Source organism: Streptomyces sp. NPDC006655 (genome assembly GCF_040703965.1).
Taxonomy (GTDB): Bacteria; Actinomycetota; Actinomycetes; order Streptomycetales; family Streptomycetaceae; genus Streptomyces.
In genome coordinates, this window is record NZ_JBEYJU010000004.1 from 66,781 (window position 1) to 93,639 (window position 26,859).

The 26,859-nt window shown below is 71.3% G+C and carries 23 protein-coding genes and 1 pseudogene; 7 read left to right on the forward strand and 17 right to left on the reverse strand.

Features of this window, described 5'->3' with window-relative positions; translation table 11 throughout:
* Nucleotides 1-83: 83 nt before the first annotated feature.
* Nucleotides 84-920, reverse strand: a complete 837-nt coding sequence (locus AB0958_RS03385; protein ID WP_366888601.1) for an ABC transporter permease subunit — start codon at nucleotides 918-920, stop codon at nucleotides 84-86.
* The gene (locus AB0958_RS03390; RefSeq protein ID WP_366888602.1) at nucleotides 917-1,813 is read right to left on the reverse strand and encodes an ABC transporter substrate-binding protein; all 897 of its coding nucleotides are present in this window, start codon (nucleotides 1,811-1,813) and stop codon (nucleotides 917-919) included. Before AB0958_RS03390 ends, AB0958_RS03385 begins: the two co-directional genes overlap by 4 nt.
* Nucleotides 1,814-2,069: 256 nt before the next feature.
* On the opposite strand from AB0958_RS03390, the gene AB0958_RS03395 reads away from it, so the two are divergent.
* On the forward strand, nucleotides 2,070-2,390 hold the full coding sequence (locus tag AB0958_RS03395; RefSeq protein WP_366888603.1) for a GYD domain-containing protein: 321 nt from the start codon (nucleotides 2,070-2,072) through the stop codon (nucleotides 2,388-2,390).
* Nucleotides 2,391-2,434: 44 nt separating this feature from the next.
* On the opposite strand, the gene AB0958_RS03400 is transcribed toward AB0958_RS03395, so the two are convergent.
* Complete coding sequence (locus AB0958_RS03400) at nucleotides 2,435-4,015, reverse strand: protein kinase (RefSeq protein ID WP_366888604.1); 1,581 nt, start codon at nucleotides 4,013-4,015, stop codon at nucleotides 2,435-2,437.
* 203 nt (nucleotides 4,016-4,218) lie between these two features.
* Between AB0958_RS03400 and AB0958_RS03405 the strand changes: the two genes are divergently transcribed.
* Nucleotides 4,219-4,491 (forward strand): Smr/MutS family protein, encoded by a 273-nt coding sequence (locus AB0958_RS03405; protein ID WP_366888605.1) that lies wholly within the window; start codon nucleotides 4,219-4,221, stop codon nucleotides 4,489-4,491.
* Here AB0958_RS03405 and AB0958_RS03410 read toward each other — a convergent pair.
* The 10 genes from AB0958_RS03410 to AB0958_RS03455 form a co-directional block, all read right to left on the reverse strand.
* Nucleotides 4,471-5,037 (reverse strand): putative immunity protein, encoded by a 567-nt coding sequence (locus tag AB0958_RS03410; protein WP_366888606.1) that lies wholly within the window; start codon nucleotides 5,035-5,037, stop codon nucleotides 4,471-4,473. The two genes, AB0958_RS03405 and AB0958_RS03410, sit on opposite strands and share 21 nt — an antisense overlap.
* Before the next feature lie 100 nt (nucleotides 5,038-5,137).
* Nucleotides 5,138-5,914: a hypothetical protein gene (locus AB0958_RS03415; protein ID WP_366888607.1), complete on the reverse strand. Its 777-nt coding sequence runs from the start codon at nucleotides 5,912-5,914 to the stop codon at nucleotides 5,138-5,140.
* 202 nt (nucleotides 5,915-6,116) lie between these two features.
* The gene (gene rbsD, locus AB0958_RS03420; RefSeq protein WP_366888608.1) at nucleotides 6,117-6,506 is read right to left on the reverse strand and encodes a D-ribose pyranase; all 390 of its coding nucleotides are present in this window, start codon (nucleotides 6,504-6,506) and stop codon (nucleotides 6,117-6,119) included.
* Complete coding sequence (locus AB0958_RS03425) at nucleotides 6,503-7,411, reverse strand: ribokinase (protein ID WP_366888609.1); 909 nt, start codon at nucleotides 7,409-7,411, stop codon at nucleotides 6,503-6,505. Before AB0958_RS03425 ends, rbsD begins: the two co-directional genes overlap by 4 nt.
* A 107-nt stretch (nucleotides 7,412-7,518) precedes the next feature.
* Nucleotides 7,519-9,456, reverse strand: coding sequence for a substrate-binding domain-containing protein (locus AB0958_RS03430; protein ID WP_366888610.1), 1,938 nt, complete (start codon nucleotides 9,454-9,456; stop codon nucleotides 7,519-7,521).
* Entirely contained in the window at nucleotides 9,446-10,969 is a 1,524-nt protein-coding gene (locus AB0958_RS03435) for a sugar ABC transporter ATP-binding protein (protein ID WP_366888611.1), read from the reverse strand. The genes AB0958_RS03430 and AB0958_RS03435 overlap by 11 nt, the downstream gene beginning before the upstream one ends.
* Entirely contained in the window at nucleotides 10,966-11,991 is a 1,026-nt protein-coding gene (locus AB0958_RS03440; RefSeq protein ID WP_366888613.1) for a LacI family DNA-binding transcriptional regulator, read from the reverse strand. Before AB0958_RS03440 ends, AB0958_RS03435 begins: the two co-directional genes overlap by 4 nt.
* 381 nt (nucleotides 11,992-12,372) lie before the next feature.
* On the reverse strand, nucleotides 12,373-12,750 hold the full coding sequence (locus AB0958_RS03445; RefSeq protein WP_366888614.1) for a nuclear transport factor 2 family protein: 378 nt from the start codon (nucleotides 12,748-12,750) through the stop codon (nucleotides 12,373-12,375).
* Between the two features lie 82 nt (nucleotides 12,751-12,832).
* Nucleotides 12,833-13,741, reverse strand: coding sequence for a ferredoxin (locus AB0958_RS03450; RefSeq protein ID WP_366888615.1), 909 nt, complete (start codon nucleotides 13,739-13,741; stop codon nucleotides 12,833-12,835).
* 131 nt (nucleotides 13,742-13,872) lie between these two features.
* Nucleotides 13,873-14,655: a VOC family protein gene (locus tag AB0958_RS03455; RefSeq protein WP_366888616.1), complete on the reverse strand. Its 783-nt coding sequence runs from the start codon at nucleotides 14,653-14,655 to the stop codon at nucleotides 13,873-13,875.
* Nucleotides 14,656-15,096: 441 nt separating this feature from the next.
* Between AB0958_RS03455 and AB0958_RS03460 the strand changes: the two are divergent.
* Nucleotides 15,097-15,678: pseudogene (locus AB0958_RS03460) on the forward strand (Scr1 family TA system antitoxin-like transcriptional regulator).
* Here the strand turns inward: AB0958_RS03460 and AB0958_RS03465 are convergent.
* Nucleotides 15,624-16,127, reverse strand: coding sequence for a hypothetical protein (locus AB0958_RS03465; RefSeq protein WP_366888617.1), 504 nt, complete (start codon nucleotides 16,125-16,127; stop codon nucleotides 15,624-15,626). The pseudogene AB0958_RS03460 and the gene AB0958_RS03465 overlap by 55 nt on opposite strands.
* A gap of 311 nt (nucleotides 16,128-16,438) precedes the next feature.
* Here AB0958_RS03465 and AB0958_RS03470 point away from each other — a divergent pair, with 311 nt between their 5' ends.
* The 4 genes from AB0958_RS03470 to AB0958_RS03485 all read left to right on the forward strand — a co-directional run bounded on the left by AB0958_RS03470 (nucleotide 16,439) and on the right by AB0958_RS03485 (nucleotide 22,351).
* On the forward strand, nucleotides 16,439-17,890 hold the full coding sequence (locus AB0958_RS03470; RefSeq protein WP_366888618.1) for a histidine kinase: 1,452 nt from the start codon (nucleotides 16,439-16,441) through the stop codon (nucleotides 17,888-17,890).
* A complete protein-coding gene (locus tag AB0958_RS03475; RefSeq protein ID WP_366888619.1) occupies nucleotides 17,875-18,534 on the forward strand; it encodes a response regulator transcription factor in 660 nt (219 codons plus the stop codon). The genes AB0958_RS03470 and AB0958_RS03475 overlap by 16 nt, the downstream gene beginning before the upstream one ends.
* Before the next feature lie 60 nt (nucleotides 18,535-18,594).
* Nucleotides 18,595-20,883, forward strand: coding sequence for an ATP-dependent RecD-like DNA helicase (locus AB0958_RS03480; RefSeq protein WP_366888620.1), 2,289 nt, complete (start codon nucleotides 18,595-18,597; stop codon nucleotides 20,881-20,883).
* Between the two features lie 178 nt (nucleotides 20,884-21,061).
* Nucleotides 21,062-22,351, forward strand: a complete 1,290-nt coding sequence (locus tag AB0958_RS03485) for a citrate synthase (RefSeq protein ID WP_132886925.1) — start codon at nucleotides 21,062-21,064, stop codon at nucleotides 22,349-22,351.
* 592 nt (nucleotides 22,352-22,943) lie between these two features.
* Here the strand turns inward: AB0958_RS03485 and AB0958_RS03490 are convergent.
* From AB0958_RS03490 to AB0958_RS03500, 3 genes are all read right to left on the reverse strand, one after another.
* A complete protein-coding gene (locus tag AB0958_RS03490) occupies nucleotides 22,944-25,247 on the reverse strand; it encodes a heavy metal translocating P-type ATPase (protein ID WP_366888621.1) in 2,304 nt (767 codons plus the stop codon).
* A 107-nt stretch (nucleotides 25,248-25,354) separates the two neighbouring features.
* Nucleotides 25,355-25,594: a heavy-metal-associated domain-containing protein gene (locus AB0958_RS03495; RefSeq protein WP_366888622.1), complete on the reverse strand. Its 240-nt coding sequence runs from the start codon at nucleotides 25,592-25,594 to the stop codon at nucleotides 25,355-25,357.
* 73 nt (nucleotides 25,595-25,667) lie between these two features.
* Nucleotides 25,668-26,618, reverse strand: a complete 951-nt coding sequence (locus tag AB0958_RS03500) for a PrsW family intramembrane metalloprotease (RefSeq protein WP_366888623.1) — start codon at nucleotides 26,616-26,618, stop codon at nucleotides 25,668-25,670.
* Between the last annotated feature and the right edge of the window lie 241 nt (nucleotides 26,619-26,859).

A 26,859-nucleotide genomic window follows, 5' to 3' on the forward strand; every position in this document is an offset into this window, starting at 1 on the left:
CTGCGGCTCGGGCTCCGGGCCCACCCTCGGTGTCGGCTCCGGCTGCGACTCCGGGCCCACCCCCGGTGTCGGCTCTGGCTGGATCATGGGCGGCCACGTCCCGGCTGCGGCCACGGCTGTGGCGGTGTGCGCCGTGCCCTCCGCGCCCCCTCCGGCCGGGGGTTCTGCGCCCAGGCGAACAACCGGCGCTCGGCGCCGACCAGTACGCCGTTGATCGCCAGCCCGAGGACGCCCGCCCACACCACCCCGGCCAGGACGTCCCGGGTGCCGTCGGTGGCGGTCTGGGCCTGGGCGATGAAGATGCCGAGGCCCTGCCCGAACCCGGAGAGGATCTCCGTCGCGACGGCGACGATCAGGGCGACCGCGGCCGAGATCCGCACGCCGGCCGCGATGAACGGGGCGGTGGCGGGCAGGTCCACCCGCAGCAGCACCGCGAGCCGTCCGAACCCGAAGGCGCGCAGCGTGTCCCTGGCCAGCGGATCGGTCTCGCCCAGGCCGTAGACGGTGTTGAACAGCACCGGCCACAGCGAGGCGTACGCGATCAGCGTCATCTCCGTCCGGGCGCCCGACCCGAGCAGCAGCGACACCAGCGGGATCAGCGCGACGGACGGCAGGGGCCGCAGGAACTCGAGCACGGCGCGGGTGGCGGCCTCCACCACCGGCACCGTGCCCAGCAGCAGCCCCAGCGGTACGGCGAGCGCGCAGGCGAGTCCGAGGCCGAGCGCCCAGGCCCGCAGCGTGACCCCGACCCCGTCGAGGAAGTCCCGGTCACCCGCCAACCGCACGGCGCGGACGAGGACGTCGGACGCGGGCGGCAGATAGCTGCGCCGGACGAGCCCGGCCCGGGACACCGCCTCGCAGATGCCGAAGGCCGCCGCCGCGCCGAGCAGGCCCAGCAGCAGTTCCTGACGCCGGGTCATTTCACCAGCAGGGGAGCCGGGTCGATGTCCTTCGTCAGCAGTCCCTGGCTGCGCATGAGCCGGACGAGCCGGCGCAGGACGGCCGGGTCGGCGGTCGGCGGATAGGCGGGCAGGTGGATCGACCTGGCCTGGTCCGCGGTCACCTTGGTGTACTCGGGCAGTTCGGTGCGCACCGCCGAGGGGTTCCGGGCGGCCAGTGCGGACGCCGCCTCGACGGCACGCCGGAACCCGGCGGCCGCCTTCGGGTTCTTCTTCACGAAGCCGGCGGTCGTGACGTACCCGCTGGCGGGCAGACCCTTCGCCGGCCCCGAACCGCCGTCGAGCAGCACCCGGGCGCCCAACTCGCCCTGGACGGCGGTGTCGAAGGGCTCGACCGCGTGTACGGCGTCCACCTGGTCCCGTTGCAGGGCGGCCCCCATCTGGGGGAACAGGATCTGCCGGTAGACGGGTCGCCCGGCGTGCCGGGCGTCGAGGATCGCGTTCAGGGTCAGGGACTGGATGTTGTTGAGGACGGCGACGCCGACCTTCTTGCCGGCGAGGTCCGCGGGCGACTTCAGGGCGGAGTCCCTGGGCACGAGGACGTCCATCATGTGCGGCGCGATCCGTACGCCCTCGGCGAGGATGCGCAGGTCCAGGGTGCCCTTCTCGTACGCCTGGAGGTAGGTGACGTAGTTCGCGCTCGCGATGACGTCCACCTGGCCCTTGAGCAGTGCGGGCAGCGCCTGGATGCTCTGCTGTACGGGCTGGATGCGCACGTCCAGGCCTTCCTTGGCGAACAGGCCGCGGTCCCGGGCCAGGTAGAGGGCGGCGGAGTCGGTGAGCGGCAGTGCGGCCACGGTCAGCTGCTGCCGTCCGTCACTGGTGTGCGAGCCGCCGCCGTTGTCGCAGCCCACCAGGATCAGCGTCGCTGCGGCGGCCAGCGCGGCGAGGCGTTTCGTTCCCGAATGTGATCGACGTGACCGGTGTAACCGACGTAAAGGCATGTCGGCATTCCTACCCGTATCTGTCATGATCTCTACAGGTATGGACCGGCTTTCGGTGCCTGCCGACGTGCCGTACGGGTGAATCCGGCCGTCCGTCGGCAGCGGGCCGGCCTGAGGGCGGGAAGGTCACCCAGGAGCCGACACGTCACGGGCAGGGAGCCCCCCTATGCCGAAGTTCCTCATCCAGGCCGCCTACACGTCCGAGGGCGCGAAAGGTGTGCTCAAGGAAGGCGGAGCCGGCCGCCGCGCCGCCGTGGAGCGCGTGGTCGCCGGCCTCGGCGGCACGGTCGAGGCCATGTACTTCTCCTTCGGAGAGGACGACCTCGTGTGCATCCTCGACTTCCCCGACCCGGTCTCCATGGCCGCCGCCGCCCTCACCGTCAAGGCCAGCGGCGCCCTCCACACCCGGGCCACCCCGCTCCTCACCCTCGACGAGATCGACGAGGCCACCCGCAGACAGGTCGACTTCCGCCCGCCGGGCGCGTAGCGGACGGGCGCCGGGCCGAACACCGGCACAGGCATGGACGCGGGTCAGTTCTCCGTTCCCGCCGCCCACAACACGGTGTCGCCGGACTTGATCAGAACGTTCCCGTCGGCCTGGAACACGAGGACCGCTCCTTGGTGGCCGTCGGTCCGTGACGCCCAGAGGGCATGCCCCCCGCTGTCGTAGACCACCAGGTTGCCGTCCGGCTGGAAGCGCGCGGAGTTGCCCTCGCCGTTGGTCATCGCGGCCCAGCGCGCCTTGCCGTCCTGGTCGTAGATCACCAGGTTGCCGTCCTGCTGCATGACCAGGGTCCTCGCCCCGGTCCCCACCGACGCCCCGGTGGCCAGTTCGAACGTGGCTTGCACGGTCTTCAGTGCCACGCTCGCCGCCTGCGACGCGGGGGCCGCGCCGGACGCCTGCGACTGCGGGGCCGCGGCGGACGCCGTGCCGCCGGCGGTCTTCGAGGCGGCGGAGTGGGACGGCCGCCCCCGCTCGGACGGGGACGACTCGGCCGCGGAACGCTGCGTACCGAAGTGGACGACAGCCACCATGGCCACCACGACCGCGACCGCGGCGACCACCGTGGCCGGCAGCCACGCGGGCGGACGGCGTCTGCCGGGCCCGTCCGGGGCGGCGAGGACAGACGTGTGTCCCGCTCCCCCTGGTGCTCCCTCTGGAGGCGGTTGCTGACCGGCGGGGAGCGTGTCGGAGTGAGGGGCGAGGTCGACCACGGTCCGCGCGGCGTACTCGGCCTCGGTCAGACTCGCGGCGAGCGCCGCAGGACCTTCCCGGGGCCACCGGCCGATCCGGCCGCCGACCTCCGCCAGCCGTTCGCTCAGCCGGTCGGCGGTCGGGCGCTCGGCGGGGTCCTTCGCCAGACAGTCGCCGAGCAGCGGCACCAGGGCGGGGTCGACGCCCGTGAGGTCGGGCTCCTCGTGAACCACGCGGTACAGCAGCGCGGCCGCGGAAATCTCTTCCCCCGCGCGCGAGAACGGGCTGCGCCCGGTCGCGGCGTACACCAGAAGGGCGCCCAGGGAGAAGACGTCCGCGGGTGCGGCGGCGACCCCGCCGACGGCCTGGTCCGGGGCCAGGAACCCGGGCGAGCCCACGGAGACACCGACCCGGGTGTGCCTGCTGTCGTCGGCGGCCCGTGCGACACCGAAGTCGATCAACCGGGGACGGTCGCGGGCCAGCAGGATGTTCCCGGGCTTGATGTCCCGGTGCGCGAGGCCGGCCTGGTGCACGGCCTGTACGGCGCCGCACAGTTCTGCGCCGAGCGAGAGCACCGCGGGCGGCGGCAGCGGTCCGTGGGTCGCGACCCAGTCGCCGAGCGAGGGCGCGGGCACGTACTCGGTGGCCAGCCACTGCGGGCGCCGGCCCGGGGCGCTGTAGTCCACGACGGTCACGGTCCACGGGGAACGGACACGGTCGCTGTTGCGTATCTCGCGGGCGAACCGCTCCTCGAATCCCGGTTCGGAGCTGAGGTCGTCGCGGATCGTCTTCAGCGCGAGCAGCCGACCTGAAGCCGTACGGGACAGGAACACCTGGCCCATGCCGCCCGCGCCGAGCCGACCGAGTAATGGATAGCCGCCCATGGACGTCGGGTCCGAAGGCTGGAGGTTGTTCATGACGACTGTTCTCCGGAAGTGTGCGTCAGCGCTCGAACCGTGCGCCGGGCCATGATCTGCGTAGCGGCTGAACCTGCGGTCCGCTGCCGGGAGTATGCCGGACAGCGCGACCTCCGGCCCGGTCAACCGTGCGACGATCGGCCTGTGGACCGAGGAACATGGATCGTGGCCGTGATCATCCCGAGTGCTGGAGGCGGACGAGAGTGATCACCGTGGATCTGCATCCGATCTTCAAGAACAATCGTGACATTGAACTGACGTTGCGACAGACCCTCTTCAGGGCGGCGCACACGGGCGAGGACGTCGTCGAGTTCATTCCGGGCAAAGGATCGGGGCAGCTGAAGCAGCGGGTGCTGGCGTTCCTCGCGCAGAAGCACATCAGGAAGCTGTACCACGCGGTGGAGACCCCCACGGGCAACAGCGGCCGCGTCATCGTCCGCATGGTGGCGCCCGGGTCACGCTCCGCCGCTTCGTGAGGCAGCGAAGCTGAGCGAACGAAGGTCGGCGTCCAGCACGCGGACCAGCTCACCCACCCGTCCGCCGCCGCTCGGCGCCGCCGGGAAGCGTTTGAGCACGTCGACCACGAGGGGCGTCGCGCGGCTCACCGCCTGCTCAAGGTGCCCGACGCCCGCGGTCCGATCGTCGTCGGCGACGAGTTCGACCGCTCTGGCCGCATGGGCGGCGGCTCCGAGTATGTGCTTGACCTGGGTGGCCTTGGCCAAGGGATGCAGGTAGGCGGCGCCCGCGGCGGACATCGCCGCCCACGCTGCCTCGCGCGCGGCCGCGGTGTGCGCGCTCTTCGCCGCCTTGAGGGCCGCCCACGCCGTGTCGCGCAGCGTTTTCCCGCGTTCGCCGCCCCGGGCGAACTCCCACGCGGCACCGACAGCGTCTCGGGGCCGTGAGTCGTCCGGCTGATCGGCCTCGAATATCCCGAGCACCGCCTCTGCACACACTGCGGCGAACGCGGCGACCTCACGAAGGTCCCGCTTGCTCAGAGCGATCTCGCGCACATCCGCTGTCATCGTTTCATCTTCCATGACTGCGCTGGGCGGTTGGCGTGGTGCGCACCCCGAGGGCCGGTCACACCCACCCTGTGAACCACGACCTCAAGTCGGCTGAGGCTCAAGGCAGTGATGATTCGGCGGGCACCGATCGGTCGGGGTGGTCATCCGAAACGGCGACTTCGTCCGCGTAGAGAAGCAGCTGATCGCCCTCCAGGCGTACGAGCGGATTTGTCCATGTCTCCGAGGGATCCGGGACGAACAGGCGTGTCGTGCTGTGCCGGGCGTCGTGGATCACGAGCGAGAGAATTCTGTAGCCGAGCAGGCCGAGGGCGATCTGCTGATCGGGATGGTCTTCCGGGCCTGCTGCCTGCAGCACGTAAAACCGATCGCCCACCCAGTACCCGGACTGATCCAGCCAGGCATCCACCCTCAGCGGAACGCCGTCCACCCATACCCCGAATTCGCCCCAGCGGTTCGGGTTGCTCATGTGCACGGCCCGGTGGCGGTCGTCGGCGGAGAATTCCACGCGCAGTGCCAAAGGGCTCCAGCAGTCCACGAAGTGACTGCAGGCTCCCGGCACCGGACCTTCACGGTCCGCAGCGGCACCGGCGGCGGACATACCGATGGGATCCTGGCCGCAGGTCTCCGGCTCCCGGCACGGCCGGTCGATACGGCGACTGCAGCCCAGGCCCATCGCGGCGCAGTCCCGGGGGGTGGCCCGGGACAGCAGGTCGACGAGGCGCTCCGGGTACGGGGTGTCACCGACACGACCGCGTATGTCGCCGTCATCCCACCAGGCGACCAGGTCGACCCCGACCCGCGAACGCCGCAGCCACTCGCGCCACTGCTCATCGCGGACACCTCGCGAATGCGAGACCGCTTGCGAAGGCGACACACCCTCATGCGGCCCGTCCTCGTCCCGGCGACGCCCTGTTTTCCTACCACGTCTCCAACGCAACACTCGGCCCCCTGACGCCTTCCGGCACCATCCGACAACGGCAGGCCGACCTAGTGTGCCGGTTGTCAGGTCCCGTCCGAACTGATTAACAGGAGATCTTCATCGGCCGCGGGGCGGGATCCTCATAACGAACCGGCGCCTAGAAGAACACCCCGCACCGCAGCAGCACGTTCGCGTACGGGCGGGCCTCGCCCGTGCGGACGACCAGGTGTGCGTCCGCCGACAGGTCCTTCAGCCGTTCGTGCGGGACCAGGGCCAGGTCGGGGAAGCGGTGGTCCAGGAGGGCGGCGGCGGCCGGATTGGCCTCGCGGATCTCGGTCGCCGCCGTCGCGCCCTCCACGACCAGCTCGTCCAGCAGCCCCTCCAGCACCTCGGCGAAGGACGGCACCCCGGCCCGGAACGCGAGGTCGACGACGCGCGGCCCGTGCGGGATCGGCATCCCGGCGTCGCAGACCAGCACCCCGTGCCCGTGCCCCAGTTCGGCCAGTGCGCCGGAGAGATGACGGTTGAGGATCCCGGCCTTCCTCACAGCGCCTCAACCTCCTCCGCCGTCGGGTACGACTCCTGCGCGCCCCGCTTCGTCACCGCCGCCGCCCCGACCCGGGCCGCGTACGCCGCCGCCTCCGGCAGCGAGGCGCCGGCGCCGAGCCGTACCGCGAGGGCCGCCGTGAACGCGTCCCCGGCGCCCGTGGTGTCCACCGCGGCCACCTGCACGGAGGGCACCGCCGTCAGCCCCCGGCCGTCGGCCACCAGCGCGCCGTCCGCGCCCAGCGTCACCACCACCGACCTCGGCCCCTTCGCGAGCAGCAGCCGGGCCCAGTCGGCCGGTTCCCCGCCCCCGTCGGCGCCGGCCTCGCCGAGGATCACCTTCGCCTCGTGCTCGTTGACGATCAGCGGGTCGCAGGCCGCGAGCACCTCCGGGGGCAGCGGCGCGGGCGGTGACGGGTTGAGCACGAAGCGGCTGCCCGGCGCCAGGTTCCGTACCACCTCGACCACCGTCTCCAGGGGGATCTCCAGCTGGGCGGAGACCGCCCGGGAGGCGTGCAGGAGGCCGGTCGCGGCCCGTACGTCCGCCGGTGCGAGACGTCCGTTCGCGCCGGGGGACACCACGATGCTGTTGTCACCGGAGGGGTCCACGGTGATCAGGGCGACGCCCGTAGGAGCCCCGCCCACCAGCACGCCCGCCGTGTCCACCCCGGCCGACCGCTGCGAGTCGAGCAGCAGCCTGCCGTGCGCGTCGTCGCCGACCCGGGCCAGCAGGGCGGTACGGGCCCCGAGCCGGGCGGCGGCGACCGCCTGGTTGGCGCCCTTGCCGCCGGGGTGCGTGGCGAGGTCGCCGCCCAGCACCGTCTCACCGGCGGCCGGCCGCCGCTCGACCTCGATGACCAGGTCGGCGTTGGCCGACCCCACGACCAGGAGGTCGTACTCGTACATCACATGACTCCCTAAGCGAATGAGCGACGAGCGACGAGGCGGCCGGGCCGCACACCGAAGTGAACGGCCCGGCCGCCCCGGCGGTGCCTCAGCGGTTCGGCTGTGCCTCAGCCCGTGAAACCGGCCACGTTGGCCTTGGTGATCACCTTCACCGGCACCTTGATCGTCGGGTCGACCTTCTTGTCCTGGATCGCCTTGAGGGCGTTGTCCACGGCGATCTTCCCGAGCTGGGAGGGCTGCTGCGCGACCGAGGCGTACAGCGTGCCGTTCTTGACCGCGGCCAGGCCGTCCGGGGTGCCGTCGAAACCGACCACCGAGACCGACGTACCGGCCTTGGAGCCGAGCGCCTTGATCGCGCCCAGCGCCATCTCGTCGTTGGCGGCGACGACACCCTGGACGTCCGGGTGGGCCTGGAGCAGGTTCGACATCACGTCGAGGCCCTTGGTGCGGTCGAAGTCGGCCGGCTGCTGGGCCACCACCTGGATACCGGGGTAGGCCTTGAGCCCGTTGGCGAAGCCCTGCGCCCGCTCCCGGGCGGCGGAGGTGCCGGGCTGGCCCTGCAGGATCACGATCTTGCCCTGCCCGCCGAGCTTCTCGGCGATCGTCTTCGCCGCCAGCTCGCCGCCCCTGACGTTGTCGGAGGCGATCAGGGTGTCGGTCTTGGCGTTGTTGACGCCCCGGTCGACGGCGATGACGGGGATGTCCGCCTTGTCGGCGGCCTTCACGGAGTTGCTCGCCGCGTCCGAGTCCACCGGGTTGACGATGATCGCGCCCAGCCCGGAACTGGTGAAGTTCTGCAACTGGTTGGCCTGCTGCGAGGCGTCGTTCTGGGCGTCCGTGACGGTCAGGTCCACGCCCAGCTTCTTCGCCTCGGCCTCGGCGCCGGACCGGATCTGCACGAAGAACGGGTTGTTCAGGGTGGACAGCGACAGCCCGACCTTCGGCGTGCCGGACCCGGAGCCCGTGTGCAGGAGGGAGGTGGCGGCCGCCAGCGCCACGGTGATGACCACCGCGAGCGCGTACGTCCCGGCCTGCTTCCCCTTGCTCCCGCCGATCCGGGGCGCCGCCGGGGTGGCCCCGGCCTTGCGGCGCATGGTGTCGAGGAGCACCGCGAGCGCGATCACCACACCGATGACGACCTGCTGCCAGAACGCCGACACGTTGAGCAGGTTGAGGCCGTTGCGCAGCACCGCGAGGATCAGCGCGCCGATCAGCGTCCCGGACGCCTTGCCCGTGCCGCCGGCCAGCGAGGCGCCGCCGATGACGACCGCGGCGATCGCGTCGAGTTCGTAGCCGTTGGCTGCCTGCGGCTGCGCGGAGGACAGCCGGGCGGCCAGCACGATGCCCGCGACGGCCGCGAACAGCCCGGACAGCGCGTAGATGGCGAGCTTCTGCCGCGACACCCGCAGCCCGGACAGCCGGGCGGCCTCCTCGTTGCCGCCGATCGCGTACATGGAACGGCCGATGTAGGTCCGGCCGAGCACGAAGGCCGCGATCAGCCCCATGACGATCATGACGAGGACCGGCACCGGCAGCCAGCCGCCGAGCGTGTCACCGAGGTGCGAGACCGAGTCGGGGAAGGCGATCGGGGAGCCCCCGGAGATCACCAGCGACAGACCGCGCGCCACCGACAGCATCGCGAGCGTCGCGATGAACGAGGGCAGCCTGCCGTACGCGACGAGGAACCCGTTGACGAGTCCGGCCGCGACACCGGTCAGCACCGCGAGGACCACCGCGATGACGACCGGCACCCCGTTCTGGGTGGCGCTCCACGCCAGCACGGTCGCCGACAGGGCCGCGACCGAGCCCACCGACAGGTCGATGCCCGCCGAGACGATCACGAAGGTCACGCCGAAGGCGAGGATGGCCGTCACGGCCGCCTGGACGCCGACGTTCAGCAGGTTGTCGGTGGTCAGGAAGTCCCCGGACAGCGCCGACATGGCGATGACGAGGACGATCAGCGCGGTGAGCGCGCCGTTGTCGAGGAGCAGCCGGCGTACGCCACCGGCGCCCGTAGTGCTGCCCTTGAGCGTGTCAGTGGCCACGAGCGGCCTCCTTGTCGGTCGTGGTGGGGTTGCTGACGGCGAGCGCCATCACGGCGTCCTGGGTGGCCTCGTCCGCGGTCAGTTCGCCCGCGAGGCGGCCCTGGGCCATCACCAGCACCCGGTCGCTCATGCCGAGCACCTCGGGCAGATCGCTGGAGATCATCAGTACGGCGGCCCCGGCGGCCGTCAGCTCGTTGATCAGTTGGTAGATCTCGACCTTGGCGCCGACGTCGATGCCGCGGGTCGGCTCGTCGAGGATCAGCACCTTGGTGTCGGCGAGCAGCCACTTGCCGATGACGACCTTCTGCTGGTTGCCGCCGGACAACGTGCGCACGTGCTGGCCGAGGCCCGCCATCCGGACGCCCAGCTGCCCGGCGATCCGCTCGGCTGCGGCATGCTGCGCCCTGAGATCGACGATCCCGGCCCGGGTCGCCCTGCGCAAGGTCACCAGGCCCAGGTTCTCCTCGACGGAGGCGTCCAGGACCAGCCCCTGCCCCTTGCGGTCCTCGGGGACGAGCCCGATCCCGGCGGACATCGCCGCGTTCACGTCGTGCCGCCGCAGCGCCGTACCGGAGACCTTCACGGTCCCCTGGTCATAGGGGTCGGCGCCGAACACGGCCCGTACCACCTCCGTACGGCCCGCGCCCACCAGGCCCGCGACGCCGACGACCTCGCCGGCGTGCACCTCGAAGCTCACGTCGTGGAAGACGCCGTCCCGGGTCAGGCCCTCGACGGTGAGCAGCGCGGCACCGGTCTCGGCCCGCTCGCGCGGGTACTGCTGCTCGATGGAGCGCCCGACCATCAGCCGGACCAGCTCGTCCTCGGGGGTGGCGGCGGGCACCTGGCCCACGCTCTTCCCGTCCCGGATCACCGTCACCCGGTCTCCCAGGGCGGCGATCTCCTCCAGGTGGTGCGTGATGAAGACGATCCCGACGCCGTCCGCGCGCAGCCGGCGCACGATCGCGAAGAGCTTCTCCACCTCCTCGGAGGTGAGCACCGCGGTCGGCTCGTCCATGATGAGCACCCGCGCGTCCAGGCTGAGCGCCTTGGCGATCTCCACCATCTGGAGCCGGGCGATCCCGAGTTCCCTGACCCGTGCCCGCGGTGACACGTCGACCCCGACCCTGCGCAGCAGGACCTCGGCGTCGGCCTCCATCCGCTTGCGGTCGATCACCCCGAAGCGGCGCGGCTGCCGGCCCAGGAAGATGTTCTCGGCGACCGTGAGATCCGGTACGAGGTTGAACTCCTGGTAGATCGTCGCGATCCCGAGGCGCTCGGAGTCCTGCGCGCCGTGGATGCGCACCTCCTCGCCGTCGGCCAGGATCCGCCCCGCGTCGGGCGTGTAGGCGCCGGAGAGCATCTTGATGAGGGTGCTCTTGCCCGCGCCGTTCTCGCCGAGGAGTACGTGCACCTCGCCGCGGCGCAGATCGAAGTCGACCCCGTCGAGCGCGATCACGCCCGGGAAGGACTTCCTTATGCCCTCGATGCGCAGCAACTCGTCCTGGTTGCTCACGACTGGCTCCTGTTCTGAACGTTCTGGTCCCGGTCCTCGCCGCACGAACTGCGGACGACGAGCCGGGCGGGGAGGGTCACGGACTGCGGAGGCCGGCCCTCGATACGGTCGACCAGCGCCCGTACGGCGGCGCGCCCCAGGTCGCCGGTGGGCTGGGCGATCGCCGTGACGGGCGGGTCGGTGTGCACGAACCACGGGATGTCGTCGAACGCGGCCAGCGCCACGTCGTCCGGCACCCGCAGGCCGCGCGCCCGGACCGCGTCCAGCGCGCCGAGCGCCATCAGGTTGTCGGCGGCGAAGATCACCTCGGGCGGCGCGGGCAGGTCGAGGAAGCCCTCGGTGACCCGCCGGCCGCTCTCGGCCTGGAAGTCGCCCTGGCCTATGTAGCTCTCGGGGAGCGGGACGCCGTACTCGGCGAGGGCCTCCCTGAAGGCCCGCACCCGCTCGCTGCCGGTGGTGGTGGCCGCCGGCCCGGCGATGATCGCGAGCCGCCGGTGCCCCAGCCCGTGCAGGTGCGCCACCAGGTCCCGGACGGCGGCCCGGCCGTCCGAGCGGACCACCGGCACGTCGACGCCCGGGATCCACCGGTCGACGAACACCATCGGCGTGCCGCCGCGCGCCGCCTCCAGCATCAGCGGCGAGCCGCCGTCGGTGGGGGAGACGAGCAGCCCGTCGATCCGGCGGTCGAGCAGGGTCCGCACGTGGTGGTCCTGGAGCTCGGGCCGTTCGTCGGCGTTGCCGATGATGACGCTGTAGCCGAGGGCGCGGGCCGCCTCCTCCACGGAGCGGGCCAGCTCGGTGAAGTACGGGTTGAGCACGTCGCTGATGACCAGGCCCAGGGTGCGGGTCTGGTCGGTGCGCAGGGAGCGGGCGACGGCGTTCGGGCGGTAGCCCAGCGCCGCGACGGCGGCCAGCACCCGGGTTCGGGCGTCGTCGCTGACCGACGGATGGTCGTTCAGGACGCGCGACACCGTGGCGACGGAAACCCCGGCCGCGGCAGCGACGTCCTTGATGCTCGCCATCGCCGCTCCACCTCCTCGTGGAATCGATTACACGACTGCGTGTAGGGAGGATTGGAATCGATTACACGGGGATCGGGCAAGGGCTCGGAGATGGCCGAAATCCAATCGTGACCGAAGGGGGAGCCGGGCGGGCCGACTCACGCGCGGCCCGACCTGGGGATTTCCGGGCAGGCCCCGGGCGGGGACAACGATGCCGCCGGCCTCGGCCGAGCGAGTGGACGCGCCCGCGTCCGCGGCGAGAAGGGGATCCCCCGGGGCGGACGCCCCCTCGACGCCGCAGCCTGACCAACCGCGCACCGCGGCCCCCGGGCGTCGAAGGGGGCAAGCTCAGGAAAGGACAGCAACCGCAAGTTCAGGAAAGGACAGCAACCGAAGGACGGCTCAGGAGGCGGACGGTTCGATCTCCCCCGCAAAGACGATGACCTGGTCGATGAGGCTCCGGCGCAGATGGACGACGTCCGTTCCCGCCAGGCAGGGGCCTCCGTCCGGCGTGGTGAAGACCCACTGGTACCGGGCCCACTCGTCAGGCATGTCCACCGCCGAGCAGCGCACCATCGTGCCGGTCCCCGCCGGGTGGCGCCGGATGTCAAGCACGAACCGCTCGACCGCCGCGATTCCTTCGCAGCGACCCAACGGCCCCCAGAAGACCACGTCCGAGGTCAGGGCCTGGGAGAGCAGAGCAGTCACATAGCTGTCGTCAGAGGCGTTGAACGCGGAGATGAACGTGTCGATCGCGGAGCGTGCAATCTCTTCCTGCATGCCCCAGTAATACCAGCCGTTTCGCGTGCGCTTGTCGCCAAGGAGCTCGGCGACGGGCCGGTTGCCGGGTCGGGCAGGAGGCTCACCAGCGCACCGCGGTGAAGTCCACCGGGCGGGGCGGGAGTTCCCGCGTGCGGGCCGCCAAGTTCCGTACCCGGGCGGCCATGTCCGCGCGGGACAGACGGCGGCGGTCGCCGTGCCCCGGCAGCAGCCACTCGAAGCGCAGCCGGTCGGCGGCCCGGGCCAGCGAGGCGGCCAGTTCGCGGATGGAGTACCAGGTGACGCTGTCCACCACCTCGATGTCCGCGGTCGTGCGCGACCAGTAGAAGCTGTCGCCGCTGAAGCAGCACCGCTCGTCGGCCAGGTAGACCACGCTGCCCCGGGTGTGCCCGGGAAAGGGGAGGGCGAGGACACCGGCGCCGATCTCGGCCGGCTCGGTGCCGCGCAGCACCCGGTCGGCGTCCGGGGCGGCGTCGAGGTCGCCCTCGTGGATCCAGAGCCGGGCACCGAACCGGTCGGCGTAGCGACGGCCGTGCGCGGCGTGGTCGCGGTGGGTGAGGAGTACCTCGGTGACGGGACCGGACGCCTCGTAGCGGGCGGCGAGCACGGGGCTCCAGCGGGGGGTGTCGATCATCATCGACGTGCCGTCGGGGCGGCGCAGCAGGTAGGAGTTGGCGCCGGCGGTGTGCGGGGAGTTGTGCCCGCACAGCAGCACGGTGCCGGTACCGGTGCCGGCACCGTCGTCCAGCGGCATGGGGAACGGATCCCGGGCCGGGTCCAGCCGCCCGCCCGGGGGCCGGACCGACCGGGTGGGGCAGGCGTGCGCCGCCGCGTGCAACCGTGCCGCCTCCGCCTCGTCGCGCGGCTGGCGCAGTACGGCCGAGCGCCCCGCCACCTCCGCGACGAGCCCCGGGGCGAGCTGCCGCGCGACATCGCAGTTCGTGCAGCGTCCGTCCACCCGCCAGCCGTCCGCGGCCTCTTCGTTCCCCATGGCCCCGTCCTCCTCCGCTCCCGTACCGCCGGTCACCTCAGGGGTACCCCCGGCGGGGCGGAAAGCGGAAGGGGGTCAGGATCTGGTGATCGCGGCAAGGGGCTGCTCTGCCGGGGACGTCCCACGGCCGCTCACATGGGCTTCGGCTTGAAGACCGCGAAGGTGGCGCCCTGCGGGTCGGCTACCACGGACATGCGGCCGGCCATCATCTCGAACGGCGGTGCGATGACCGTGCCGTTCCGCTTGACCAGGGCGTCCACGGTCGAGTCGACGTCGTCGACCGCGAAGTAGGTCAGCCAGTGCGGGGGTACGCCGGGCCGGTCGTCGCCGAGCCGGGCGGCGCCGCCGACGCCCCGGCCGCCGACGTTCAGCGACCAGTAGGTCCCGTCGGCACCCTCCATCGGCTGGATCTCGATGCCGAAGACCTCGCCGTAGAAGCCGGTGGCGCCGGGTACGTCACTGGTGTTCAGCTCGTTCCAGATCAGCGCGCCCGGCTCGTTGACCACTCCGGCGCCGTGGAACTCGCCCGGCTGCCACACCCCGAAGACCGCGCCCTGCGGGTCGGCGGCGATCAGCATCCGGCCGATGTCGCCGACGTCCATCACCGGGGCGATCAGGGTGCCGCCCGCCGAGACGATCGCGTCCTGGGTGGCCTGTGCGTCGGTGCTGGCCAGGTAGGTGGTCCAGACGGTCGGCGGCTCCGGCTGCCCCTCGGGCGCCATGGCCGCGCCGATGCCGGCCACCGGCTTGCCGTGCAGCGTACAGACCGCGTACCCGCCGAAGTCGGCCCCGCCGACCTCGCCCTGCCAGCCGAACAGGTCACGGTAGAAGTCCAGCGCCGCCTGCTGGTCCTGCGCCATCAGATCGACCCAGCACGGGGTGCCGGTCGCGTACGGAGTGGTGATCTCGGGCATCTGCAGCTCTCCCTGCGCGCGAAGAAGTTCCCCCGCGAAAAGGTTCCCCGCCGCCACCTTCACCGCCCTGGCCGGATTCCGCCACCCGAGCCACCGGGGTCTTACCGGAGGCTCACCGGGGGCGGTACGGAGGTCCCCTCGCGAGTTTCACGCTCGCTGCGACCCAACGGCCTCCAGAAGACCACGTCCGAGCTGGGACCGGCCCCGGGAGGCCCTCTTCATCGAAGGCCACTCGTACGCCCACCCTCGGATCTCCGTTCCCAATCCTCCGCCGGCAGAGATCCAGATCGGCGGTGAGACCCTCCACCTCGCCCGCTACGGCACCAGAGGAGCCCCCTACAGCCGCATGCCACCTCCCGTGGAACGGACCCCCGAGCCCCGAGCCCTGATCCATCGGCCTGGCAGTCGTTCCGGCGAACGCCGACGCCGGCTGCCTTGAGCGTGGTTCAGAGACCTGATCCGACAGCACGTCAGGTGCGCCTGGGCCTTGAGTCGCGCAGGCTCCGTGAGGCGGCCGGCATGACCGGTGCGCAGGCAGCTGCCCTTCTCGGGGCGAGCAGGGTTCAGATCAGCCACGTCGAGCTGGGGCTCACAGGCGTGAGCGAGGCCGCGCTGCGCATGCGGGTCAGTGACCGTGCTCCTGCGCGGGCTCAACTCATCTGACTCCTGGAGCAGTTCGAAGCGGATGGCATCACCCTGCGGGTCATCCCTTTCGACCTGGACGGCTTCGCCGTGGCGTCGAGCACGATGACGTACGTGGGCGGGCCTGTGCCGAAGTTGGACACGGTCTCGCGTGATGCTCCCCATGGCTCGGTCTTCCTTGATTCCGAGGCCCAGCTCAACACCTGTCGAACACGCTTCCATAGGTGTAGGCGCCACCCCCGTCGTCGCAGCCGCGCGGTCCGCTCCACGAGCTGCGCCACATCTGTGTCCGCAGCTTCTGCGAGCCGAACGGGGCGCTACGAGGGTCAGGCCGAGTTGGAGGCGAGTGCGGCGAGAATGGCCTTGGTGCCCTTCCGGTAGAAGGAGAGGTACGAGATCGAGCTGGTCAGTTCGATCTTCTGACCATCCGCGTCCCTCAGCTTCAGTCGGCGCGACAGGCCCCACCACTTGACCTGGCTGGTGGTGGTGGCCCGGTTCATACGGAGGAGCTCACGCTCGGGTTCGTATCCCCAGCCCGGGAGGGACAGCAGGTGTATGGACGTCGCGGTGACGGCGACGACCATGCGTACGGTCACCCCCTGGGAATTGGCGTTGACCCGACGGGCCGCGCGGATCCCGATCACGGCGAGCACTCCGTCGGTGAGCCCGTCGGCGTCCAGGATGGAGGCCACGGTGCTCGACGCGACGCCCCCCACCGCCAGGCCCAGATAGTCGTCCTGGAGACCGAAGATGCCGACCGCCTCGATCGGCTCCTCCAGCTTGAGGACTCGCTGGGACCGCTCGGCAAGGGTGACCAGGTTGATTCTCATGTGATGCCTTCTTCCGGGGACGGGAAAGTCGCGACCATGCCGAGGAGGGCCCGAGCCGACACCACGGCGACACCGAGAAGGCGTCAAAGGGTGCTGGTGGGGCGTGAATTGACGTCCCGTCGGTGGACTCGCTGAGCGGGCGCCGCAGGAACGCTCCGGCAGCATAGGACGGGGCGCTGGGGGCGCGGATCCTTCGTATCGGCGTCCTTTTCTCCTTCCGTGGAAGGGGTGGGACGGGCTCCGGACACCTTCCTCAGGACAGGTGCGACGGCCCTCCGGGACACCGGTTCGGCGTGGTTATAGTTCGGGCCGTGAGGACGCCTTGGCCGGCAGCGGTCTGCGACTGGGTGGGGGTGCCGCGGTCGACGGCGAGGGACACCGGCATCGCCCTGCTTGTCATGCTCCTTTCGTTCTGGGATGCCCACGGCAACGCTCTCGGCGCCCCCGCGTCGTCGACATGGACGGCGTGGCGGTGTGCGTGCGCCGTGATCGGCTGCGGTTCTCTCGTCCTGCGCGAGCGCCTGCCTCTGACGGTTCTGGGCGTTTCCCTGGCCGCCGACCTTCTGGCGCAGTTGTCGCGCAGCGGCGGGCGGGTGGATTCCTACGCCGTGCTTCTCGCGGCCGGGAGCGCGGCGTCGAACGTCGGCGTCACCCCGGTCAGCACCCCGTTCTACATCGCGGCGACGCTCGCGGAGTCCTTCGCGATGCGCCCCCTGCCCGGGGCGACCCGGGCGGCGGCCGTCTGCGCGGTGTTCCAGCTCGTGATCATGGCGGGGCTGCGGACCGGGATCCGCCGGGAGCGCGCTCAGCGCACCCGGGAGCATGTGGAGCGGCTGTACGAGCGCAGTGCCGCCGCGGCCCGGCAGCATGCCCTGCTCATGCGTACCGCGGCCGCGGAGGAGCGCCTGCGGGTGGCACGCGAGGTGCACGACGTGCTGGCCCACACCATCAGCGTGGTCGTGATCCAGGCCACGGCGGCGGCCGACGGCTTCGAGCGCAGTCCGGTCCGCGCCAAGGCCGCGGTGGAGGCCATCGGAGATGTGTCCCGCCAAGCCCTCAAGGACCTGCGCTCACTGCTCGACGCCCTCCACGACGACTCCGACGCGCCCGCTTCCCCGGCCGCTTCTTCCCCGGCCGCTTCCTCGCCCACCGGCACGCCCCGGACGCCCTCGCACGGTGACACCGACCTGTCGGGGCTCCTGCCCATGATCGACCATGTCAGGGCCACCGGTCTGGCCGTCGAACTCGATGTCGTCCAGCCCGTTCCGGCGCTGCCGCCGGCGGTCGCCCTGGCCGCCTACCGCGTGGTCCAGGAAGCCCTCACCAACACGCTGCGCCATGCCCACGCCCGTCGCGCCGTCGTCAGCGTCGTTCACCGGCACTCCGCGGACGACCCGGACGGCGGCGTCCTGGTCGTCGAGGTCATCGACGACGGCTGGGGCCTGCTGGGGGGCGCGCCGGTCTCGCCCTCGCTCGCGGGGAGCGGACGGGGACTGACCGGCATGGCCGCCCGGGTACACGCCCTGGGCGGCACGGTCGCTTCGGGCAACCGCGAAGCGGGCGGCTTCCAGGTGAGCGCCCGCATACCGGTGGGTGCCGCCGCTGCTTCCGCCTTCACGGCGGAAGAACAGGGCGTCTGTCCGGCCGGCGGACAGGACACCTCCACGACCCAAGGCCGCCAGGGCGTTTCTGCGCCCGAGAATCGACCGTCGGACCCGCCCGATTCCCCGAAGACAGGTGACGCGACATGCTCCGAGTGCTGATCGTCGACGACCAGGAGCTGGTCCGTACCGGTTTCCGGATGATTCTGGAGGCCCGGGACGACTTCGACGTCGTCGGTGAGGCCTCCGACGGGGGCCAGGCCATAGCCCTGAGTGAAACCCTGCGGCCCGACGTGGTCGTGATGGACATTCGTATGCCCGTCGTCAACGGCATCGACGCCACCCGGGCCATCGCGGCGTCCGGCGCCGCCACGAAGATCCTCGTCCTGACCACCTTCGACACCGACGAGAACGTGCACGCAGCCATCCAGGCGGGCGCGAGCGGCTTCCTCCTGAAGGACACCCGGGCCGACCAGTTCGCCGACGCCGTCCGCACGGTCGCCGCGGGACACGCCGTCATCGCACCCACCGCGACCAAGCGGCTGCTCGACCATGTCGCACGGGCCACACCTCCAGGTGCGCCGCGCAACCTCGACAGGCTCGACGTACTGACCCGGCGCGAGCGTGAAGTCCTGGTCCACGTCGCCGAAGGACGCTCCAACGCGCAGATCGCGGCGGAACTCCACCTCAGCGAGACCACCATCAAGACCTACGTCTCGGCCATCCTGCACAAACTGCACCTGCGGGACCGCATTCACGCCGTCATCACCGCATACGACTGCGGCCTGGTCCCCACCAGCCGCTGACCGGCCGACGGGGCCATGGGGAGAGTTCCGACTGTCAGTCCGCACCAGTACCGTCGGATCATGGCTGACCAGACGGGGACCCCCGGCGGCGAACGGCGGCTCGCCACCCTCGAAGGCGTACTCGAACGCATCACCTACGCCAATGAGGACAACGGCTACACCGTGGCCCGTGTCGACACCGGCAGGGGCGCCGGCGACCTGCTCACGGTCGTCGGCGCGCTGCTCGGTGCCCAGGTGGGGGAGTCCCTGCGGATGGAGGGGCGCTGGGGGTCGCACCCGCAGTACGGCAAGCAGTTCACCGTCGAGAACTACACGACGGTGCTGCCGGCCACGGTGCAGGGGATCCGGCGGTACCTGGGATCGGGGCTGGTCAAGGGGATCGGGCCGGTGTTCGCGGACCGGATCACGCAGCACTTCGGGATCGACACCCTCCGGATCATCGAGGAGGAGCCGAAGCGGCTGATCGAGGTGCCCGGACTCGGGCCGAAGCGGACGAAGAAGATCGCCGACGCCTGGGAGGAGCAGAAGGCGATCAAGGAGGTCATGCTCTTCCTCCAGACCGTGGAGGTGTCCACGTCGATCGCGGTGCGGATCTACAAGAAGTACGGGGACGCCTCCATCTCCGTCGTGAAGAACCAGCCCTACCGGCTCGCCGCCGACGTCTGGGGCATCGGGTTCCTCACCGCCGACAAGATCGCCCAGTCGGTGGGGATCCCGCACGACAGCCCGGAGCGGGTGAAGGCCGGGTTGCAGTACGCGCTGTCCCAGTCCGCCGACCAGGGCCACTGCTACCTCCCCGAGGAGCGGCTCATCGCCGACGCGGTCAAGCTGCTCCAGGTCGACACCGGTCTCGTCATCGACTGCCTCGCCGAGCTGGCGGCGCAGCCCGAGGACGGGGAGGACCCGGGCGTCGTACGGGAGCGGCTCCCCGGTCCCGGCCCGGACGCCGAACCCGTCACCGCCGTCTACCTGGTCCCCTTCCACCGTGCCGAAGTCGCCCTCGCCGCCCAGCTGGTGCGGCTGCTGCGGACCGGCGACGACCGGATGCCCGCGTTCCGTGACGTCGCCTGGGACAAGGCGCTGGCCTGGCTGAGGGACCGCACCGGCGCCGACCTCGCCCCCGAGCAGGAGGCGGCCGTCCGGCTGGCCCTGACGGAGAAGGTGGCCGTGCTGACCGGCGGGCCGGGCTGCGGCAAGTCGTTCACGGTCAGGTCGATCGTGGAGCTGGCGCGGGCGAAGAAGGCCAAGGTGGTGCTCGCCGCCCCCACCGGCCGTGCCGCCAAGCGGCTCGCCGAGCTGACCGGTGCCGAGGCGTCGACCGTCCACCGCCTGCTGGAGCTCAAGCCCGGCGGGGACGCGGCCTACGACCGGGACCGGCCCCTGGACGCCGACCTGGTCGTGGTCGACGAGGCCTCGATGCTGGACCTCCTGCTCGCCAACAAGCTCGTGAAGGCCGTACCGCCCGGCGCGCACCTCCTCTTCGTCGGGGACGTGGACCAGCTGCCCAGCGTCGGGGCCGGAGAGGTGCTCCGGGACCTGCTCGCCGACGACAGCCCGGTCCCGGCCGTCCGCCTCACCCGGGTCTTCCGGCAGGCCCAGCAGTCCGGCGTGGTCACCAACGCGCACCGGATCAACGCGGGTCAGCAGCCCGTCACCGACGGCATGAAGGACTTCTTCCTCTTCGTGGAGGACGAGACGGAGGAGGCGGGCCGGCTCGCGGTCGACGTGGCCGCCCGCCGTGTTCCGGCCAGGTTCGGGCTCGATCCCCGGCGGGACGTGCAGGTGCTCGCGCCGATGCACCGCGGGCCCGCCGGGGCCGGGGTGCTCAACGGGCTGCTCCAGCAGGCCATCACCCCGGCCCGCCCCGGCCTCGCCGAGAAGCGGTTCGGCGGGCGGGTCTTCCGGGTCGGCGACAAGGTCACCCAGATCCGCAACAATTACGACAAGGGGGAAAACGGTGTCTTCAACGGCACCGTGGGCGTGGTCACCTCGCTCGATCCGGTCGACCAGCGCCTGACGGTGCTGACCGACGAGGACGAGGAGGTGCCGTACGAATTCGACGAACTGGACGAACTGGCCCATGCCTACGCGGTGACCATCCACCGTTCACAGGGAAGTGAATATCCCGCGGTGGTGATCCCCGTCACCACCGGGGCGTGGATGATGCTCCAGCGGAACCTGCTCTACACGGCGGTCACCCGCGCCAAGCAGCTGGTCGTCCTCGTCGGTTCGCGCAAGGCGATCGGCCAGGCGGTGCGCACGGTGTCGGCAGGTCGGCGCTGTACGGCACTGGACTTCCGGCTCGCGACGGCCCGCCTCGCGAAAAATGATCGATCAAATGAGTCGTGAAGGTCACAAGGCACTTCCAGATGGGGGGACAAGGGGGCAGGATGAGCAGGTTGGCGGCACTGAGTGCCGCCGATAGGCCCAATGGTCGACCCCGAGTGCACTCTCCTGAGCCAAATGGGGGATGGTAGAGACAGTCAGGGCACCTCGAAGATGAGGCACTACGTCGGTGAGGGAAGACGTGAGCGACAACTCAGTAGTACTGCGGTACGGCGACGGCGAGTACACCTACCCGGTGGTCGACAGCACCGTCGGCGACAAGGGCTTCGACATCGGGAAGCTCCGGGCCCAGACCGGTCTCGTGACCCTGGACAGCGGCTACGGCAACACCGCTGCCTACAAATCCGCCGTCACCTACCTCGACGGCGAGGCCGGCATCCTCCGGTACCGCGGCTACCCGATCGAGCAGCTGGCGGAGCGCTCCACCTTCCTCGAGGTGGCGTACCTGCTGATCAACGGCGAGCTGCCCACCGTGGACGAGCTCACCACGTTCAAGACCGAGATCACGCGGCACACCCTGCTGCACGAGGACGTCAAGAACTTCTACCGGGGCTTCCCGCGTGACGCCCACCCGATGGCCATGCTGTCGTCGGTCGTCTCGGCGCTGTCCACCTTCTACCAGGACAGCCACAACCCGTTCGACGAGAAGCAGCGCGACCTCTCCACCATCCGCCTGCTCGCCAAGCTTCCGACCATCGCCGCGTACGCGTACAAGAAGTCGGTCGGCCACCCGTTCGTCTACCCGCGCAACGACCTCTCCTACGTGGAGAACTTCCTGCGCATGACGTTCTCGGTGCCCGCCCAGGACTACGAGCTGGACCCGGTCGTCGTCTCGGCCCTGGACAAGCTGCTGATCCTGCACGCCGACCACGAGCAGAACTGTTCGACGTCGACGGTCCGGCTGGTCGGCTCGTCCCAGGCGAACATGTTCGCGTCCATCTCCGCCGGCATCTCCGCGCTCTGGGGCCCCCTGCACGGCGGCGCCAACCAGTCCGTGCTGGAGATGTTGGAGGGCATCCAGGCGTCCGGCGGCGACGTCGACTCCTTCATCCGCAAGGTGAAGAACAAGGAGGACGGCGTCCGCCTGATGGGCTTCGGCCACCGGGTCTACAAGAACTTCGACCCGCGCGCCAAGATCATCAAGGCCGCCGCCCACGACGTGCTGTCGGCCCTCGGCAAGTCCGACGAGCTGCTGGACATCGCCCTGAAGCTGGAGGAGCACGCGCTCTCCGACGACTACTTCGTCTCGCGCAGCCTCTACCCGAACGTCGACTTCTACACCGGCCTGATCTACCGCGCCATGGGCTTCCCGACCGAGATGTTCACGGTCCTGTTCGCCCTCGGCCGGCTGCCCGGCTGGATCGCCCAGTGGCAGGAAATGATCAAGGAGCCGGGTTCCCGCATCGGCCGCCCGCGCCAGATCTACACGGGTGTCGTCGAGCGCGACTTCGTCCCGGTCGAGGAGCGCTGACCCGTTCCACCGAGGGGGCGCCGTCCAGCACGGTGCCCCCGCCCCGCGCGCAGCAGAAGGCGCCCTGGAGCACCGGTCCCCCCACGGGCCGGCGACCAGGGCGCCTTCCCGTGTCCCGGTGCGGATTCCCCCCACGGGATCCGGCCGGGCGCTCGGTGTGGCAGCGCCTGAATCGCTGCGTTGAGCACAACGGGCACCGCCCGCCGTACTACGTGTCGTGCTTCCAGTGATGCGGTGCGATCTGCCGGGACCCGTACGGCACGGGAGGGCCGCTCAAAGCTTCCCGACGTACGTGCCCCGGCAACGCATCTCTGAGGAAGTCCCCCAAGACATCCCCAGATGCCAGGTCAGCGCCCCCCAAGACGCTTCTCTGACATCGCCAACTTAGACCTTCGAACCCCTTCGATGGTTACGTTCACATCACTGTGATCTGCGTCTCTTGCATATGTCCGATAGATGCGCAAGAGCCCCGATACAGCGATCGGAGCTCAAGCGTAAGGATGATGCGCGAGCCTTGTGAAGAGCTTATGTGAGGTGCGCGTCGGACTCCAGGGGGACTTCTACATCCAGCGCTGCGAACCCTTGGCGACTTTCACCGAAAGGCGCGCAGCCGCAGGCTGTTGGTCACCACGAACACCGAGGAGAAGGCCATCGCCGCGCCCGCGATCATGGGGTTCAGCAGTCCGGCGGCGGCGAGCGGGAGCGCGGCCACGTTGTAGCCGAAGGCCCATCCGAGGTTGCCCTTGATGGTGGCGAGGGTGCGCCGGGACAGCCGGATCGCGTCCGCCGCCACCCGCAGGTCCCCGCGCACCAGGGTCAGGTCGGCGGCCTCGATCGCCGCGTCCGTCCCCGTGCCCATCGCGAGCCCCAGGTCGGCGGTGGCCAGCGCCGCCGCGTCGTTGACGCCGTCGCCGACCATGGCGACCGTCCGGCCCTCGGCCTGCAACCGCCGCACGACCGCCACCTTCTCCTCGGGCAGCACCTCCGCGAACACGTGGTCCGGGTCGATCCCGACGGCCCGCGCGACCGTCTCGGCCACCGGCCGGTTGTCCCCGGTCAGCAGGACCGGCGTCAGCCCGAGCGCGCGCAGTTCGCGCACCGCCTCGGCGCTGGACTCCTTGACCGCGTCGGCGACCGCGAGGACCCCGCGGGCCGCCCCGTCCCAGCCGACCAGGACCGCCGTACGGCCCTCCCGCTCGGCCCTGGAGCGCGCCGCGGCCAGTTCCTCGGGAACCGGGCCGCTGATCTCGGCGAGCCGCCCCACGGCCACCTCGCGGCCTTCCACCCGCCCGCGTACGCCCCGGCCGGGGACGTTCTCGAAGTCCTCGACGCCGGGCAGCTCCCCGACCCGCTCCGCGGCCCCCGCCGCGATCGCCCGGGCGACCGGGTGCTCGGAGGCGTGTTCGACGGCGCCCGCGAGCCGCAGCACCTCGTCCTCGTCGGCGCCCTCGGCGACGTACACCTCCTGAAGGCTCATCCGCCCGGTGGTCACCGTCCCGGTCTTGTCGAGCACGACGGTGTCGACCCGGCGCGTGGACTCCAGCACCTCCGGGCCCTTGATCAGGATGCCGAGCTGCGCGCCCCGCCCGGTGCCGACCATCAGCGCGGTCGGCGTGGCCAGGCCCAGCGCGCACGGGCAGGCGATGATGAGCACGGCGACGGCGGCCGTGAACGCGGCGGCCGAGTCCCCGGTGGCGCCGAGCCAGACCCCGAAGGTGCCCAGCGCGATCAGCATGACCACGGGCACGAAGACGGCGGAGATCCGGTCGGCGAGCCGCTGCACCTCGGCCTTGCCGTTCTGCGCGTCCTCCACCAGCCGCGCCATCCGGGCCAGTTGGGTGTCCGCGCCGATGCGGGTGGCCTCGACGACCAGCCGCCCGCCCACGTTGACGGTCGCCCCCGTGACGGTGTCGCCTGCGCCCACGTCCACCGGCACCGACTCGCCGGTCAGCATCGACGCGTCGACCGCCGAGGCGCCCTCGACCACGGTCCCGTCGGTGGCGACCTTCTCGCCGGGCCGTACGACGAACCGGTCGCCGACCGCCAGGGACCCCACCGGGACGCGTACCTCGCGGCCGCCGCGCAGGACCGCCACGTCCCTGGCGCCCAGCTCCATCAGGGCCCTCAGGGCCGCCCCCGCCCGGCGCTTGGAGCGCGCCTCCAGATAGCGGCCGAGCAGGATCAGCGCGACGACCCCGGCGGCGACCTCCAGGTAGATCGAGGACGCGCTGTCCGTGCGCGAGACCGTGAACCGGAACGCGTCGTGCATGCCGGCCATGCCCGCGTCGCCGAGGAACAGCGCCCACAGCGACCAGCCGAACGCGGCGAGCGTGCCGACCGAGACCAGCGTGTCCATGGTGGCCGCGCCGTGCCGGGCGTTGGTCCAGGCGGCCCGGTGGAACTGCCAACCGCCCCAGAGGACCACCGGCGACGCCAGGGTCAGCGACAGCCACTGCCAGTTGGCGAACTGCAGCGCCGGGACCATCGCCAGCAGCACCACCGGGGCGGCGAGCAGCGCGGAGACCAGGAGGCGGTGGCGCAGCCCGGCGAGTTCGGGATCCCGGCCGGACGCGGTGGCGGACGCGGCGTCCGGCTCCGGCCGGGCCGGCTCGGGAGGCGCCGGTTCCTCCGCCGTGTACCCGGTCTTCACGACCGTGGCGACCAGATCCGCGACCTGGACCCCCTGGGGGTATGTGACCTTCGCCTTCGCGGTCGCGTAGTTCACGGTGGCCGTGACGCCGTCCATGCGGTTGAGCTTCTTCTCGACGCGGGCGGCGCACGAGGCGCACGTCATGCCGCCGATGAGCAGCTCGACCTCGGCCGTGCCGGCCGTCGGAGGCGGCGGGGCTATCGATGCTTTCGCGGTGGATGCGGTGCCGGTGGTGCTGGTGGTCATGTCCGGACTCCAGACAACGGACCGGACCGTACGGATCCAGTATGAGCTGGTCGGCACGGCCCGGCGGAGAGATGTGTGTCAGACGTGCGTACTGCTGCGCGGGGCTCTCAGACGCGGCCGACGAGCTCGAAGCCCGCCTCGTCGACGGCGGCGCGGACCGCCTCCTCGTCGAGCGGGGCGGCGGACACGACCGTGACCTCGCCGCTGGCCGCGACGGCCGTCACCGAGCTGACGCCGGGGAGCCCGGAGATCTCTGCGGAGACGGAACCCTCGCAGTGTCCGCAGCTCATGCCGGTCACCTTGTAGACGGCGGTCACGGAGCCCGAAGTGTCGGTCTGGGCGGTCATGTCGTTCTCCTCGTCGTGGCGGGTGGGGCCGATGGGGCCCAGGAGGGGACCCCACTCTGTTCACACTATACCCCTAGGGGGTATTTCTCCAAGAGGGGTCCCGGCGCGCCAGCGAGGACACCCAGGCCACCCCCGCCAGGGAGACGAGGATCAGCAGGCCCACCGAGAACAGCGTGAAGAGGTGCTCCTGGGCCGCGGTCGGATGCGTGATGTACCCCTCGGCGAACAGCTCCCTGTGCACCCCGGTACCCACCAGGCGGGCCACCAGCCAGATCGCCACGCCGTGCGTGGCGTCCCACAGGGCGTGCAGCAGGGCGACGCCGAGGAAGCCGCCGACCACCTGGGCGGTGAGCCGGAAGCGGCCGTTCGGGCGACGGAGGGCGAGCAGGACGGCGCCCGCGATCGCGGTCCACAGGCCGTGCCCGAAGGGTGCCAGTACGCCGCGCAGGATCTCCGTCTCGAGCAGCGCCCGCAGGTCGATGCCCTCGGTGGAGACGGCGGCGTTGAACGCGTACCCGGAGCTCTCCAGGGCCGCGAAACCGAAGCCGACGGCCGCGCCGAGCACCAGTCCGGCCCGTATGCCGCGGATCCCGGGCATACGGCGCAGGACGAACGCCAGCGCGCCGAGCTTCACCGCCTCCTCGATCAGGCCGACGCAGACGAACATCCCCCAGGACGGGCGGACGAGGTAGAACTCCATCACCGAGGCGCCCAGCACCCCGAGCGTGCCGCCCGTCAGGAAGCAGCCGAGGATCGCGCTGACGCCGAGGTCGCGGCCGTGCCGCTCGTAGGCCCACAGGACGAAGACGACCGGGACGAGGAAGCTGCCGAGCAGGATCAGCGTCGGCAGCAGCGTGGTGTTCCCCGTCGCGTACGTGACCACCGCGGTCAGCGCCCACAGGGCGAGTCCACCGCCGAGGCAGCGCTTCCACAGGCCCGCGCGGATGCGGGGGTACGGCGGGGGCGGCTGCTGCGGACCCGGGATGCGGGCCCGCGGCCGGCCGGGGGGCGGAGAGTGGGTCACGGCGGGTCCCCTCGTGCTCCCGCGAACGCGATGGCGCTCGCCGGAACCGGTCGATTTACCCGAACTTTAGGCATAAGCCCGGCATGTCGCAGTCCGGGAGCCGCAGGGGAGTGGCCGCCGACCGGGCCGGGTCACGGGAGGCCGGTCACGTGCCGAGCGGTCCGGGCGCCGGGTCCGGTCCGGGCCTGTGGATGCCGGGGCGGGACACCGGTGGCCTCGCTGCTGCCGCCGGGCGGCGCGG